Raw genomic sequence first — 15180 nt, forward strand, 5'->3', positions numbered from 1 at the left:
CGAACGGTGTTTGTTTATGCCCAGCCGCTCAATACTTCCTCAAGCTGGTGCTTTGTATATTCAAGACTGCCGCTGTTATCAATGACGGCGTCAGCTTTTTTTGTTTTGTCCGCTAAAGGCATTTGCGACGTTATCCGGCTCATCGCTTCTTCTTCTGTAAGGGAATTCCGCTCCATCAGCCGTTTGAGCTGAATGTCTGCCGGTACGGTGACGACGAGCACCTTGCCGACAAGATAATCAAGCCCGCTTTCATACAAAAGCGGTATATCCAAAACGACGAACTGCTCTTTTCGTGCAACGGCTTCATCCCGCTGTTTCAGCATTTCCGCACGTACCGCCGGATGAACGATCTGATTCAGCTTCAGACGCTTCTGTTCGTCAGTGAAAACGATAGAACCGAGTTTTTTTCTGTCAATATCGCCATTTTCCAGCAGGATGTCTTTTCCGAATGCTTCCACAATTTGTCCGTAAGCCGGCATTCCTTTTTCCACCGCCTGTTTTGCGATGACATCCGCATCAATGACTGTTATTTTTTTGTCGATCAGCATACGCGCTACCGTGCTTTTGCCGCTTGCGATGCCTCCCGTTAAACCGATGACCAAGCTCAAAAAGCCCACTCCTTCTTACATTTTCCAAATCCCGATGATAATCAGCAGGACTCCCGGCAAAAATGTCATTTTATCTATCCAATTCCATCTTGAGAGCAAATGCCCCGCGTTTATGCCGAGTGAAACAAACAGCGAGCTCATCAGCCCGACAGTCACGCTCATCATAACCGGAGAAAAGCCGAGAATGGCCGCTCCCAGCCCGGCGCCAAACGCGTCAATGGATAAGGCGATACCGAGCAGAAGCGCCTCGACTCCGTTAATGGTTCCGGATTGATCAATATCGGCGCTGGTCGGTTTTTTCAAAATGTGAATCACGATGCCGAGCGATTTCACTTCAAGATTAAGTAACGTTTTTTCATGCAATAAGTAATCCGGCTCTTTAGCCGGTTTGAAAAATTGCCAGATGACCCATGCCCCGATTCCGATTAAGATCAGCCCGCCCAGTTTTTCCGTGACGGATACGGGAAAAATCTTTGTCAGAAAATGGCCGATCAGCATGGATATAAACATCACAGAGGCTGAACAGCAAGCGATCACGGCAATCGCTTTGAACGGGATTTTCATTTTTCTCAAACCATACGTAAACCCGACTGAAAAACTGTCCAAGCTGACAGCAAAAGCCAAAAGCAGCAAAGAAACAATCTCCATATCCGTTTCTCCCTTTCTCTTGATCAGCAATTGTGACATATGCCTATTGGGTGAATCACAATATATATATGGAGAAAGGTCATCAACTGTGTTAGAAAAAAGTCATTCTGCTGCCGCCTGCTTGAACCGCTTCAGTTTATGATTTTTTTTGGCAGCGGGCGCAAAAATGCGTCCCTCTTCCGCCGACCACGATTTTAGAAATCATCGTCCCGCACGTTTTGCACGGCTCATCCTTTTTGCCGTATACGTAATGTTTGAGCTGAAACATTCCGATCTCCCCTTGAGAATTGATATAAGACCGGACGGTGCTCCCGCCCGCGTCAATCGCTTCCTGAAGGGTGTCTTTAATTTCTGTATGAAGCGTTTTTATCTGCCCGTCTGACAGACTGTTCGCTTTTGTCTCAGGATGAATACGCGCCCGGAATAAAGCTTCATCGACATAAATATTGCCGAGGCCGACGACCGCTTTTTGGTCGAGCAGGGCTGTTTTCACCGCGCGGTTCGTTTTTGCAAGCCGCTCTTTTAAATAAGCAGCGGTAAATGCTTCATCATCGGGTTCGGGTCCGAGCTGTGAAAGCGGTAATGCATTCAATTCCTCTCCCGGCGCAAACAAATGCATCGTGCCGAATTTCCGGACATCCCTGTAGCGGAGCTGTGTTCCGTCCGTCATGTGAAACACGACGTGCACATGTTTATCGTCAGGCTCATCGGCCTGATGAAGACCGTATTTCCCCTCCATCCGAAGGTGGGACACCATGACATAATGATCCAGATGGAAAAGCAAAAACTTTCCCCTTCTTCCGATGGATCGGATTGTTTCTCCTGCAATCTGCCGCGCGAATTCCTCCGGCTCGGCGGGTTTTTTGATGATATTCGGCCATCTGATATCCGCCGATTCAATCGTTTTCCCCTTCACAAGACCGGTCAGAGTGCGCCGGACCGTTTCAACTTCTGGTAATTCCGGCACAATCATCACTTCCTTTTTCTCTGTTTATTTTGCATCGTACCAAGACGGCCCTGAAGCATAATCCGCCTTCAGCGGCACGTCTAATGCCAAAGCATGTTCCATCACTTCAGGAACCAGCTTCTCTAATATTTCAATTTCTTCCTTAGGCGCTTCAAAAATCAATTCATCGTGCACCTGAAGCAGCAATCGTGCCTTCAGGTTTTTCTCTTTTAGCTCAGCTGCCATGTCAATCATGGCTTTTTTAATAATATCGGCGGCGCTTCCCTGAATCGGCGTATTCATGGCCGTCCGTTCCGCAAAGCTCCGCAGGTTGAAGTTGCGGCTGGTCAGCTCAGGAATATAGCGGCGGCGCTGCATAAGTGTCGTGACATATCCTTTTTGCTTCGCTTCCTGCACCGATTCTTCCATATATGCCTTGACGCCCGGGAAGCTCTCCAAATAGCGGTCTATAAAAGCGCCCGCTTCTTTCCGGGTGATGCCGAGGTTTTGTGACAGCCCGTAATCACTGATGCCGTAAACAATGCCGAAATTGACGGCCTTTGCCTGGCGGCGCATCGCTTGTGTCACTTCATCTTCACTGACATGAAACACGTCCATGGCGGTTTTTGTGTGAATGTCCATGTCATTCGTAAACGCTTCGATCAGATTTTCATCTTTTGAAATATGCGCAAGCACCCTTAATTCAATTTGTGAATAATCGGCGGCGAAAATAAGCCAGTCCGGTTCGGACGGTACGAAAGCCTGACGGATTTTCCGCCCTTCCTCCAGCCGGATCGGAATATTTTGCAGGTTCGGGTCCGTTGAGCTGAGGCGTCCGGTTTGAGTCAACGCCTGATTGAACCGTGTATGCACCTTATGAGAATCCTTGCGCGTGACCTTCAGCAGCCCTTCAATATAAGTCGATTGGAGTTTGCCGATTTGTCTGTATTGCAGAATGTACGCGACGATATCATGTTTGTCGGCGAGCTTCTCAAGCACATCAGCTGAAGTGGAATAGCCTGTTTTTGTTTTCTTTACTGGCGGCAGGCCGAGTTTTTCAAACAGAATGACGCCGAGCTGTTTTGGTGAATTGATGTTAAACGGTTCACCGGCGATGTCATGGATTTTTTCTTCATATTCTTTCAGCTTCGCCTTGAGCTCTTCGCCCATTCGCTTCAGTCTTTCAACATCCACTTTGACGCCCATTGATTCCATTTCTCCGAGAATAAGCGCAAGCGGGAGTTCGAGATCTTCATAAAGCTCAAGCTGATTATTTTCTTCCAAAGCGTCAAGCAATTTGTCACGGAGGCTGTTAACGGCAGACGCTTTCCGCGCGAGATGATCGGCAAGCTCTTTTTCAGCCGGAACGGCGCGCTTTGCGCCTTTTCCGTATACCGCTTCATCTTTTGAAACGATATTCAGCCCGTATTCTTTCGCTACGCTCGCGACATCGTCGTACGAATTGCCCGGGTTTATAATGTAGGCAGCAAGAAGCGCGTCAAATTCCGTTCCCTTCAGCTCAATTCCCTGCCAGCGCAAAGCGACGACGGAACGTTTGCTGTCGAACACCCATTTTTTCATCGATTCATCTTCAGCCCAAGATTTAAAAGCTTCAGACTGAATGGCGATTTCTTTTGGAATATAATAAAGACCTGTTTCATTCACGATGGAAAAGCCGAGGATCGGTTCTTCGTGATAGTTATCACCGATTTGTTCGACGACCAAAGCGGACGGCGAAACGAGCATATCTTCGGTGATTTCTTCTGCCATTTCGACATTGATGTCTTCAAAATTTTCTTCCGCCGTTTCCCCGCTTTCTTCACCGAGCCGCTCAAGAAGCGTATTAAAACCGAGTTCTTTAAAAATGGCAACAACTTGTTCACGGTCAAACCCTTTGTAATCTAAATCTTCGGGCTTGACTTCAATCGGCGCATTTGTCATAATCGTCGCCAGCTCTTTGCTCATCAGGGCTTGTTCCTTATATTCTTCAAGCTTTTCTTTTAATTTTTTTCCGCTGACTTCATCAATGGAATCAAGCAGTTTCTCAACCGAATGGAACTGCTTTAAGAGCTTAATCGCGGTTTTTTCTCCGACGCCGGGGACGCCCGGTATGTTATCGGATGAATCCCCCATTAATCCCTTCATATCAATGATTTGCAAAGGGGTCAGACCGTACTTTTCTTCCACGTGCTCCGGCGTGTAATCTTCCACGTCAGTAATGCCTTTTCTCGTAATGGCAACGGTCGTTTTCCCGGTTGCAAGCTGGGTTAAGTCCTTGTCCCCCGACACTACCTTTACTTCGAAGCCTTCTTTTTCAGCAGATACGGCAAGGGTGCCGATAATATCGTCCGCTTCATATTCAGGAAGCTCGTAGCGGCTGATTTTGTAGGCATCAAGGAGCTCGCGGATGAACGGCATCTGTTCTGAAAGCTCCGGCGGCGTTTTTTGTCTTCCGCCTTTATATTCTTTAAACGTGCTGTGGCGGAAAGTGGTTTTTCCCGCATCAAAAGCCACCAGCATGTGGGTCGGCTTTTCATCTTCCAGCATTTTCATTAAAATCATCGCAAACCCGTATACGGCATTTGTATGGATGCCTTTTTCATTGCTTAAAAGCGGCAATGCAAAAAACGCCCGGTACGCCAGACTGTTTCCGTCGACAAGCACTAATTTTTTTCGTTCCGTCATTCAATATCCTCCTAAGAGCAAAAGCTCGTCATTCCTCTATTTTTTAATCTCACAGCTTCTCTTATTTTAACAAAGTTCAATTTGAAAGGAAAATGAGCGAACCCTGCGAAAACGCAAAAAAGGACGGGAACAAGAAAACACGTTCCCGCCGTCAAAATTGGCTCCTTGGATGAAGGGGTTCTGTTATATCCTAACAAGATAGGTTTAACAGGTCATGAAGAAATTGTTAATCCTTTGTAAAGCTGATCACGCTTCCGGCTGCCGCTTCAGCGTCACGGTAAATACAGTGCCCTGTCCCGGCTCGCTTGTGACCTCGATTTTACCTTCATGGGCTTCTATTAAGTGCTTCACGATGGCGAGGCCGAGCCCGGTTCCTCCCGAGTTGCGGCTTCTGTCTTTATCCACGCGGTAGAATCTCTCAAATATCCGCGGGATCTCTTCCTTCTGAATGCCGATTCCAGTATCGGACACTTTGATATCGACAACGGTTTCTTTCACATGTACCGAAATCCCCACCGTCCCTTTTTCAGGCGTGTAGGTCAGGGCATTGTTCGCCAGATTCAAAAATACCTGCTTCAGCCTGTGCGCGTCACCCGTCACAAAAATCGGCTCTTCCGGGAGATCGAGCTGAAAGCTGATGCCTTTTTCCTCAGCCTTATGCCGCAAAAGCGCTTCAATTTCATGCAGAATTTTTGCAGCATCAAAGGACTCTACGCGCATCGTAAAGTTTTGCTGCTCCATCTTGGATAAATCCAATAAATCCTGCACGAGAGATTGGAGCCGCTCACTTTCTTTCAGAATGATAGACAGAAAGTCTGAAAGCGCCTTTTCGTCTTTCATCGCTCCGTCTAACAGTGTTTCCGTAAATCCTTTAATCGAGGTGATCGGTGTTTTCAGTTCATGGGAGACATTGGCGACGAAGTCCTTTCTCATCTGCTCCAATTTTTTAATTTCCGTCATATCGTGAAAGACGAGGACGATGCCCTTCCATTCATCGTCAGGGCCCATGATCGGAACGCCGTCAACTTCAAAGTAGCGCCGCTCAATGTTGATGGGAAGTCTGAGCAGCTGGCATTTTTTCGTCTCCGTCATAAAAATGTCTTCGACAAGCCGAATGATCTCCTCATGTTCAAACGCATCATGGTAAAGGCGCCGAAGCAGACGTTCAGGCTTTGTATGAAACTGCTTCGTGTATGACCGGTTCACGAGATTGATAAAACCTCTCCCGTCTATTAAAATCAGACCGGATCCGATATTTTCAATAACGGTTAGCAGACGATCGCGCTGCATATCCTGCGTTCTCGTCATTTCCATTAAATCGACCGCCAGGCTGTTCATCGCACGCCCGAGACGGTCCGACCGCCTTGCGTAGCCGCTGTAGGAGCGGGCATCGTAATTCCCTTTGGACAGCTCCGTCGCCACCTTTGTCGCGGCGTCGATTGATTTTTTGTAACGGGACGTCATGTTTGTATAAAAGAAAACGATAATGATAAAAGCGGTACAAAGACTTGCTGCCAGCATGCCCCACATTTCTCCGGTAACACTTGAACCGCCGTTGATCTCAGAGGAAACGAGTACATACCCCGCAATTTTCCCGGCGTCATTTTTTACGGCAGTGCCGCGGATGACTTTGTTTTTCGACTGTACGGCTTCCTCGCTTTTATTGTGAGAAATGAACTCCTTTACGGCTGAATCATCAGCATGACTGCCGGAATGATATACGGCGTCACCCTTCTCGTTGAGCACGGAGACGTTTATACCGAGGGTGCGGCCGGCGTCACGGATTACCGTTTCATTGCTTTTATTGCCGATTCGGCCGGTGTCAAGAAGACCCGCTATGTATACCGATTCCTTTTTCAGCTGATCCGCCGTTCTTTCTTCAGCGGATGAAGAAATAAGCTGCTGTAAAAAAAGGCCGAGAACACTGAAAACCAATATGATACATACAACGAGTAAAGCGAACAGACGCACACGGACTTTATTCATTCATTTTTGGCTCCTCCAGTTTATACCCCAAACCTCTGATTGTTTTAATATAGATCGGTTTTTTGGTATTTGATTCGATTTTGTCGCGCAGATGACTGATATGAACGTCAACAATCCGGGTATCCCCGGCAAAATCATAGTTCCAGACCGCGCTCAGCAGAAGATCTCTCGTCAGCACTCTTCCCTTATGTTTTCCCAAATACAGAAGCAGTTCAAATTCTTTAGGCGTCAATTCCAGCTGTTCTGACTTAAAGTACGCTTCGTAATGCTCCGGAAGAATTTTCAGCTCGCCAATGAGGATCTGCCCCTCCTTTTCCTCTTCTCTGCCTTGTGACAGCGAAGAAATGTCAGCCCTTCTTAAAATGGCTTTCACCCGCGCAGTGACTTCCCGCGGACTGAACGGCTTTGTCATGTAATCATCCGCTCCGAGCTCGAGTCCCAGCACCTTATCAAACTCCTCATCTTTTGCTGTCAGCATTAAGATCGGAACCATCATTTTCTGCTGTCTGAGCTGTTTACAGACGTCGATTCCGTCCACTTTCGGCAGCATGACATCCAGTACGATTAAATCCGGATTTTCGTTCTCTGCCTGCTCCAGAGCCTCTTCGCCGTCTGATGCGGTAATGACATCATAGCCGGACCGTTCCAGATTATACTGTAAAAGAGTAACGATAGATTGTTCATCATCTACAACTAAAATTTTTTTGTTCATGCTGCGCCCTCCGCTGTCTATTTTCCCCGACATCCAATTTTCTCTATTTTATGTGCTGCATATCACTTTATGATTTCATTTTATCCAATACTGCCCGTTCAGACAATTCGCCTTTTTGATCATTTTCAGAGAAAGGATCGCTCAGGGAAAAAGAAAACGCTTTCATTAATTGTAAAAAGAGGAAGGCTTCTGATTCGGAAGCCTTCCCTTTTTTCTTATGACAATACTTTCATCACGTTTTTGACAGATTCAACTGATTTACTCAGCTGCGCTTTTTCATAGTCTGTCAGTTCAAGCTCGATGATTTGCTCTAGGCCGTTTCCTCCGATAATCGTCGGTACGCCTAAGTAAATGCCTTCATGACCGTATTCGCCTTCTAAGTAAGCGATGGTCGGAAGCACGCGGCGCTGATCTTTCAAAATGGCTTCTACCATTTCAGTCAGTGACGCAGCAGGCGCGTAGTAGGCGCTTCCGTTTCCGAGAAGGTTGACGATTTCCCCGCCGCCTTTTCTTGTGCGTTCTACAATCGCATCAAGACGGTCTTTCGGGATAAGCGTTTCAAGCGGAATGCCTCCCGCATAGGAATAACGGACGAGAGGAACCATGTCGTCACCGTGTCCGCCAAGAACAAAACCGGTCACATCTTTTACAGACAGGTTTAATTCTTCAGCGACGAATGTTCTGAATCGCGCAGTGTCAAGCACTCCGGATTGTCCGATGACGCGTTCTTTCGGGAAGCCTGATTCTTTGTACACCGCATATGTCATCGCATCAACAGGGTTTGTCAATACAACGATAATGCAGTCAGGAGAATATTTCACGATCTCACGTGTGACGCTTCTCATGATTTTTTCGTTTGTAGATACGAGATCATCACGGCTCATGCCCGGTTTTCTCGCAATTCCGGCTGTGATGACGACGATATCAGAACCGGCTGTGTCCTCGTAGTTGGACGTGCCTGTGATTTTCGCGTCAAATCCTTGGACCGGACTTGCTTCGAGCATGTCTAGCGCTTTTCCTTTTGTCGGGTTTTCTAATTGCGGAATATCAACGAGCACAACGTCCGCAAGCTCTTTTTGAGCTGTAAGAAAGGCTGTTGTCGCTCCCGTAAATCCTGCTCCGATAACAGAAACTTTACTGCGTGTTTTTCCCATGATTCTCTTCTCCTTTTTTGGCTTCATTAGAAGTCTGCTTTAGGTTCAGTCCATGTTTTTGATTAGCTCTTCACCAAACTCTGAACATTTCACTTCAGTTGCACCGTCCATTAATCTAGCAAAATCGTACGTTACTACTTTTGAAGCAATCGTTTTTTCCATAGATTTAATGATCAAGTCGGCAGCCTCATTCCAGTTCAGGTGTTCAAGAAGAAGCACTCCTGAAAGGATGACGGATGACGGGTTGACTTTGTCAAGGCCGGCATACTTAGGAGCCGTTCCGTGAGTCGCTTCGAAAATCGCATGCCCTGTTTCATAGTTGATGTTCGCTCCCGGCGCGATTCCGATTCCGCCTACCTGAGCGGCAAGCGCATCAGAGATATAGTCTCCGTTTAAGTTCATTGTCGCCACGACGTCGAATTCGCTCGGACGGGTTAAGATCTGCTGAAGGAAAATATCAGCGATGCTGTCTTTGACGATGATTTTTCCTGCCGCTTCCGCTTCGCTCTGCGCTTTATCAGCCGCTTCTTTTCCGTCTTTTTCGACAATGCGGTCATATTCAGCCCAAGTGAATACTTTATCTCCGTATTCTCTTTCGGCAAGCTCGTAGCCCCAGTTTTTAAATGCCCCTTCAGTGAACTTCATGATGTTTCCTTTGTGGACAAGCGTGACAGACTTACGGCCGTTTTCGATCGCATACTCAATGGCAGCTCTGACTAAGCGGCTTGTGCCTTCTTCAGAAACAGGTTTGATGCCGATTCCTGACGTTTCAGGGAAACGGATTTTGTTAACACCCATTTCATTTTGCAGGAAGCTGATCAGCTTTTCAACTTCTTCAGAACCTTTCGCATACTCAATTCCGGCGTAAATATCTTCCGTATTCTCGCGGAAAATGACCATATCCGTATCTTCAGGACGTTTGACCGGGGAAGGCACTCCCGTGAAATATCTGACAGGGCGCAGGCACGTAAACAAATCAAGCTCCTGTCTCAGCGCCACGTTCAGAGAACGGATACCGCCGCCGACCGGTGTCGTCAGAGGACCTTTGATGGCGATGAAGTACTCTCTGATGTCTTCCAGCGTTTCGGCAGGAAGCCACTCACCTGTTTTATTATAAGCCTTTTCACCGGCATAAACTTCTTTCCACGTGATTTTTTTCTCGCCTTTATATGCTTTTTCAACAGCGGCTTCCAATACTTTAGAAGCGGCGTTCCAAATATCAGGGCCTGTGCCGTCGCCTTCAATAAACGGGATAATCGGATTATTTGGTACGTTTAATACTCCATTAGAGACTGTAATTTTTTCACCTTGTGACACAATATTACCTCCCAGTATGTAATTCATATTTAGAAAACATTTTATTTTTCTTGTATAGAAAATAAAATGACTTTTCTCAAGATTCTATCAAAATTGTAAACCAATCCGGGCTTGATTAACAAGAGGCTAACGACATGAAAATCACCAGCCTCCCGTTTGATCAGGCTCTTTCATCAATCGGAACAAAAGTCTGCTTATCCGGACCCGTGTAGTCAGCGCGCGGGCGGATGAGGCGGTTGTTATCGTACTGTTCAAGAATATGGGCGATCCATCCTGACATTCTGCTGACCGCAAAGATCGGCGTGAACAGATCGTGATCAATGCCGAGACTGTGGTATACAGATGCGGAATAGAAATCAACGTTAGGCGGAAGTTTTTTCTCCGACGTCACGATTTCTTCGACACGGATTGACATGTCGTACCATTTGCTTTCACCCGTCAGATTCGTCAGGCGTTTGCTCATTTCTTTTAGGTGTTTGGCGCGCGGGTCTCCATGCTTATACACACGGTGTCCGAAGCCCATTACTTTTTCCTTTTTCTCCATTTTGCTGCGGATATAAGGCTCGGCGTTTTCCACTTCGCCGATTTCTGTCAGCATTTTCATGACGGCTTCATTGGCTCCGCCGTGAAGCGGTCCTTTTAAAGCGCCGATGGCGGCAGTGATGCCTGAGTAAATATCGGATAAGGTGGCGACACATACTCTCGCCGTAAATGTTGATGCGTTCAGCTCATGATCCGCATGAAGAATGAGCGCTTTGTTAAACGCTTCCACTTCGATCGGAGAAGGCTCTTCACCGTTTAAGGTGTAAAGGAAGTTCTCCGCGATTCCGTACTCTTCCTTCGGTTCAACAGGATCAAGTCCTTTGCGGATTCTTGAGAAAGCGGCGACAATGCCCGGCACTTTCGCCTGCAGACGGATGGCTTTTCTGTAGTTCGCTTCCGGATTCATAACATCGGCTTCACTGTCAGTCAGACCGAGTAATGAAATCGCCGTCCGGAGCGCAGCCATTGGATGTACGTTATTGAGGGGATAGGATTTGAAGTGCTCAATGATTTCTTGTGGAACGGCAGCTTCTTTCGCAAGCTGTTTTTTCAGTTCAGCAAGTTCCGTTTTATTCGGCAGGCGCAGATGCCACAGCAAATAAATGATTTCTTCAAAACTTGCATTCTCTGTCAAGTCGTCAATATCGTACCCTACATATGTAAGGGTATCGTCGATAATAGAGCTTACAGATGATGTTGTTGCTACAACCCCTTCAAGACCGCGTGTTGCTGTCATATTCAACCTCTCCTTTTCAATCAAAATTCCCCTTTAAAGAGTATATAAAACATACGGCTTACTTAAAATGAGTCATGCAAACACTCCCTTTCCCCTTCAAGAAAATGCTTACATTTCACTGGTTGCGGTTACATAACCGATATGCTTATAGAGGAACATAACAAATTCTTATAAGCTTATTTAAGTTTAAGCCTATTCTTATTATAAACAATAATCTGATTAATTTGTAGACTTTTAACTAAAAATGTTTTAAAAGCCCTATATATCAAGGTTTTGCGTTGATAAATTTAATCGCTTGCTTTCAGGCGCTTTGTAAAACCATGTATTCTCATGTTTTCAATTGGGGGAGTTTTGGAGGAGACTTTAAAAGGACAGGCGCGACAACTTCACCGCAAATTCCCCCTCCTTCTTTACCGGAGAAGAGGGTTATTTTGTTTACTCGACTGAATCAATGTTCGGATCAGCTTCAGAAATCCATGTCTTGGTTTTAGTTGGCTCAAATTTTCTTATATATATCTTTGTTGTTACTTCGTATTTCGCTTTTGTGTATATAACGATCCATTTGTATTTTTCTGCGGACTTCACATAACCTGTTACCATGCTTATAAATGCAGCAGCCGCAGTCCCGCCTAAAAAGAGAAAAAACGAAAATACATGACAAAAAAAAAGATGCAGCCCTAAAAAGGCCACATCTTTTAAATCATGTTTGCAGTCGCGCAGCTAGTTGTATTACCTCGTTATCAGTTTTGGCTGCATTATGATGAAGATGAGTCGTGTTTCCTACAAAAGCAATTACACCGAACGTAATAGCGAAAGCAGAGACAGAGAAACAAATTGCTTTTTTAATATTCATACAAACAATCCCCCCGCTGTATTTGAAGTTGAGACTCCACCATCTTATCATAAAAAATTGTAGCCATTTCAAAGTCCTTCATTCCTTTGAAAAAGTTTGCTGTTAAAAGTGTCAACTCTTCGACATACGAATACATATGAATATTTTCAAGCTTACTTAAAATTTCTACAAGGCTGTCTTTGTTAATCGGTTCAGCAAATAAAACATATAAAAACTCTGTTAATAAGCAAAACAAATTGTCGTCATATTTTACTGCTGTTTTTAAACCTTCTTTTAAAGCTTGGCCTGCCGCGGCTGTTTTCTTTTGCTTAAATAATACTATGGAAAGTGAATAATATGAATGGGGCAGAGTTCTCAATTTCATTTCTTCACCAATCACAATTGCTTGTCTCAAATACGCTTCGGCCTTTTCTTCTTGTCCCATGTAGTGATAACTTTCACCCAAATTATAAAGAGCAGAGGAAATCAACCTTTTATGACCAAATTCTTGCGAAAGCTTCAAGGCTTCCTCAAGATGCTGTAATCCTTTTTCGTAATGTTTAAAATCAAGATAATTACCCACAATTACAAATAAACTTTGAATTTTTCGGACGGTATAAAGCGGGTTTCGATCATAAATTTCTAACGCTTTTAGAATATGATGCATGGATACGTGCGTTTGTTTCATATTATAATAAGCCTCTGCCAACTTAAAATGAAACTCAGCTTGTTCTATTTCATCAGAGACATGATGAATTTCCATCTCTGCTTTACGATAAAAATTAATTGCTTCTACATACTGCTTCTGATCAAATTCGTACATTCCGCGAAAAAAATGTGAGTAATATTTTAAGAGGCCGGTAAGTGTTTTTTGTGGTTTCTCAATCTTCTCAAGTAGTTCTGTGGTGGTCGGCCTATCAGTCCTATACTTTATTTCTGGGTTTAAATAATCCAGCATAAGTTGATGACGAAAAGTCATGAGAGAGTAATAAATAAGTAAATATTCGTCTTCTTCCATTTCTTTTATTTCGTGTTCCACTTCGGCTTTTAAAATTTCCGCGTCTGGCACACTAAATTGACGAATCATCTTGTACCACTCGTTAATTTTAACGCCTACATGTGAAGACGGTAATACTTGGTCCATGCATTCATTCCCCTCCTCCTCTTTTGATTTATTTTCCACTAATTTCTTATTTTCTGTAAACGAAAAAATACCGCAATTTTCCTAATTAACCGAAAATAACAAAAAATGATAGCGATTTTGGAAATAGAACATCCATGATAATAAAGCACTTGTATACACCCCTTGCGGGTGCTGAACTTACGATTTACGTCAATTGTATTTATGCTATAAAGAGAAACTAGAAGTCTATTTTTCACCTTAAAAAGGAGTACAGAAATTATCTTCTGTACTCCTTTAAAATCTAAATAAGAAATCAATCTTGAGATAAATAAATCCAATTTATATCGTCAAATTCTTTGATAACATAATCTGATCCTATACTACGTAAAATTCTATTAAAGAAAATGATGTCATCTTCATCATCGTAATTATATAAATCCTTTTGAACATATTCTTTAATAATAAAATTCGTTAAATTTGTATGATTAACAAATTCAGAAAAGTAAGATCTTATAAAAATTGAATTATCTTCATTTAATTTTTCATCATTAACAATTGAAATCTTAAAAACATTTAAAATCGCATTAATATCTTCTTCGTCCATATAACATAATGGTTCTAATTTTTTGTCTTCTTCTGTAAATGGCTTTCGAGTATCTTCAATTATTACGTAAGATAAAATGTTACCATCTTTCAGCACACAAAAAACTTCTAAATCACGTAATTTTAAAGCTCTGTTAAGTGATAGCATTCTTTCCCCCTAATCAAATATTAAAACCCAAATACTAACCTTAGATTCTTTAGTAATCTACCTCCTGTTACACCTATTTTAAGCTGCTATTGTTATCACATATGCAGGGTTCAATAATATATCAATCCAACTATATTTAGAAATTTTTTTCGTTCTTTATCTAATTTTTCTTGTTTCTTTAACGCTGATTTTCATCTTTGTCTTTGGCCCATAAATGCCGTCAGCAGTCAGGCCGTACATGGACTGGAATCGTTTGACTGCATTTGCTGTTTTCGGGCCGTAAATATCCTCATCAAACCGTTCATCAATTGAAACTGACTCATTTACTGATGTAAGTGAATTTAAATAAATTGCAGAAAAACCCTCCTCATCTCGAGAAGGGCTCTGACTTATACTTCTTTTTCTCTAAATCAGTCCGAAGAAACTAACTGATGCCGCTCAACTTTTCAATCGAAGGGCTTCATCGGGTTCTCCGACTATTTGCCCCTATGCTTTTCTTTTGCTTTTTGTTTTCTGATTAAATATTTTTGTTCCTTTATTTTTTCTCTTTGTTTTCTATTCAGTTGTTTTTTCTTTTCTTTTCTTGCTTCAAGCTCCTGTTTTATCGCTTTTTGTGCCTTAGTTGATATCCCGATATTTTTCATCTCTTTAGAAGCTTGTCGTTGCAATCTTTTTGGGTTTAATTTCTTAGATTTTGCTTTAACACAAACCCCTTCTTGTTCAGTGTGGGAGAGAGTCGGTAAAAGTTGATTATTAACAAAATGCATTATTTCTGAATCCTTTGGCTCTTGTCCAAACAAATGACGAATTGCTCTTAATTTCCCATCATTCACAACTTCAATGACTCCTACCCAAAACTGACCATCATAGTAAACCGTTAATTTCATAACGATTCCCTCCTCCTAAATTTACTGAAGAATGATGGACATCCCGAGGAGGGGAAGGTTACTGACATTTTAAATCATGCATCCGGACTACCAACCGAATTGTGTTTTTTCATTCTCATTATAAATTTAACAAACTTTCAAATTGAAGGAAAGGGTCTCCGCTTATTTTGACAACACTTCAAGTTTTGCTTTGGTATCAGCGCATAAATTCCATCAGCTTTTAATCCATTCATCAATTGGAATTAATGCAAT

The 15180-nt window shown here is 43.6% G+C and carries 14 protein-coding genes; all 14 read right to left on the reverse strand.

The genetic code is table 11. The annotated features are described in order from the left end of the window. Positions 1-14: 14 nt before the first annotated feature. Positions 15-608: a dephospho-CoA kinase gene (gene coaE, locus OTK50_RS09025; protein ID WP_032873708.1), complete on the reverse strand. Its 594-nt coding sequence runs from the start codon at positions 606-608 to the stop codon at positions 15-17. A 15-nt stretch (positions 609-623) separates the two neighbouring features. Further along, the gene (gene ytaF / locus OTK50_RS09030; protein ID WP_003152461.1) at positions 624-1256 is read right to left on the reverse strand and encodes a sporulation membrane protein YtaF; all 633 of its coding nucleotides are present in this window, start codon (positions 1254-1256) and stop codon (positions 624-626) included. Positions 1257-1392: 136 nt separating this feature from the next. Beyond that, a complete protein-coding gene (gene mutM, locus OTK50_RS09035; RefSeq protein ID WP_015417984.1) occupies positions 1393-2223 on the reverse strand; it encodes a DNA-formamidopyrimidine glycosylase in 831 nt (276 codons plus the stop codon). 24 nt (positions 2224-2247) lie between these two features. Beyond that, positions 2248-4887: a DNA polymerase I gene (gene polA / locus OTK50_RS09040; protein WP_224223726.1), complete on the reverse strand. Its 2640-nt coding sequence runs from the start codon at positions 4885-4887 to the stop codon at positions 2248-2250. A gap of 246 nt (positions 4888-5133) precedes the next feature. Further along, positions 5134-6873 (reverse strand): two-component system histidine kinase PnpS, encoded by a 1740-nt coding sequence (gene pnpS, locus OTK50_RS09045; protein ID WP_032873702.1) that lies wholly within the window; start codon positions 6871-6873, stop codon positions 5134-5136. Next, positions 6866-7585 carry a response regulator transcription factor gene (locus OTK50_RS09050; protein ID WP_130570715.1) on the reverse strand — a complete coding sequence of 240 codons (720 nt, stop codon included), beginning with the start codon at positions 7583-7585 and terminating at the stop codon, positions 6866-6868. Before OTK50_RS09050 ends, pnpS begins: the two co-directional genes overlap by 8 nt. 215 nt (positions 7586-7800) lie before the next feature. Beyond that, complete coding sequence (gene mdh, locus OTK50_RS09055) at positions 7801-8739, reverse strand: malate dehydrogenase (protein WP_003152455.1); 939 nt, start codon at positions 8737-8739, stop codon at positions 7801-7803. 45 nt (positions 8740-8784) lie between these two features. Beyond that, positions 8785-10056, reverse strand: coding sequence for an NADP-dependent isocitrate dehydrogenase (gene icd / locus OTK50_RS09060; protein ID WP_003152454.1), 1272 nt, complete (start codon positions 10054-10056; stop codon positions 8785-8787). Positions 10057-10216: 160 nt separating this feature from the next. Continuing rightward, a complete protein-coding gene (gene citZ / locus OTK50_RS09065; protein ID WP_007613059.1) occupies positions 10217-11335 on the reverse strand; it encodes a citrate synthase in 1119 nt (372 codons plus the stop codon). Positions 11336-12035: 700 nt separating this feature from the next. Next, entirely contained in the window at positions 12036-12188 is a 153-nt protein-coding gene (locus tag OTK50_RS09070) for a hypothetical protein (RefSeq protein ID WP_017418344.1), read from the reverse strand. Next, entirely contained in the window at positions 12178-13311 is a 1134-nt protein-coding gene (locus tag OTK50_RS09075) for a Rap family tetratricopeptide repeat protein (protein ID WP_014418617.1), read from the reverse strand. Before OTK50_RS09075 ends, OTK50_RS09070 begins: the two co-directional genes overlap by 11 nt. A 292-nt stretch (positions 13312-13603) precedes the next feature. After that, a complete protein-coding gene (locus tag OTK50_RS09080; RefSeq protein WP_088461274.1) occupies positions 13604-14041 on the reverse strand; it encodes a terpene synthase in 438 nt (145 codons plus the stop codon). 156 nt (positions 14042-14197) lie between these two features. After that, entirely contained in the window at positions 14198-14434 is a 237-nt protein-coding gene (locus OTK50_RS09085) for a peptidoglycan-binding domain-containing protein (protein ID WP_262926993.1), read from the reverse strand. Between the two features lie 83 nt (positions 14435-14517). Further along, positions 14518-14928, reverse strand: coding sequence for a YjdF family protein (locus tag OTK50_RS09090; protein WP_017418345.1), 411 nt, complete (start codon positions 14926-14928; stop codon positions 14518-14520). Positions 14929-15180: the final 252 nt, after the last annotated feature.

Source organism: Bacillus sp. NEAU-CP5 (genome assembly GCF_026420705.1).
Classification (GTDB): domain Bacteria; phylum Bacillota; class Bacilli; order Bacillales; family Bacillaceae; genus Bacillus; species Bacillus velezensis.

Coding starts and splice junctions, on each gene's coding strand:
- ytaF (WP_003152461.1), bottom strand. CDS start 1,256: ATGGAGATTGTTTCTTTGCTGCTTTTGGCTTTTGCTGTCAGCTTGGAC.
- pnpS (WP_032873702.1), bottom strand. CDS start 6,873: ATGAATAAAGTCCGTGTGCGTCTGTTCGCTTTACTCGTTGTATGTATC.
- mdh (WP_003152455.1), bottom strand. CDS start 8,739: ATGGGAAAAACACGCAGTAAAGTTTCTGTTATCGGAGCAGGATTTACG.
- OTK50_RS09090 (WP_017418345.1), bottom strand. CDS start 14,928: ATGAAATTAACGGTTTACTATGATGGTCAGTTTTGGGTAGGAGTCATT.
- OTK50_RS09080 (WP_088461274.1), bottom strand. CDS start 14,041: ATGCTATCACTTAACAGAGCTTTAAAATTACGTGATTTAGAAGTTTTT.
- citZ (WP_007613059.1), bottom strand. CDS start 11,335: ATGACAGCAACACGCGGTCTTGAAGGGGTTGTAGCAACAACATCATCT.
- OTK50_RS09075 (WP_014418617.1), bottom strand. CDS start 13,311: ATGGACCAAGTATTACCGTCTTCACATGTAGGCGTTAAAATTAACGAG.
- OTK50_RS09070 (WP_017418344.1), bottom strand. CDS start 12,188: ATGAATATTAAAAAAGCAATTTGTTTCTCTGTCTCTGCTTTCGCTATT.
- polA (WP_224223726.1), bottom strand. CDS start 4,887: ATGACGGAACGAAAAAAATTAGTGCTTGTCGACGGAAACAGTCTGGCG.
- OTK50_RS09050 (WP_130570715.1), bottom strand. CDS start 7,585: ATGAACAAAAAAATTTTAGTTGTAGATGATGAACAATCTATCGTTACT.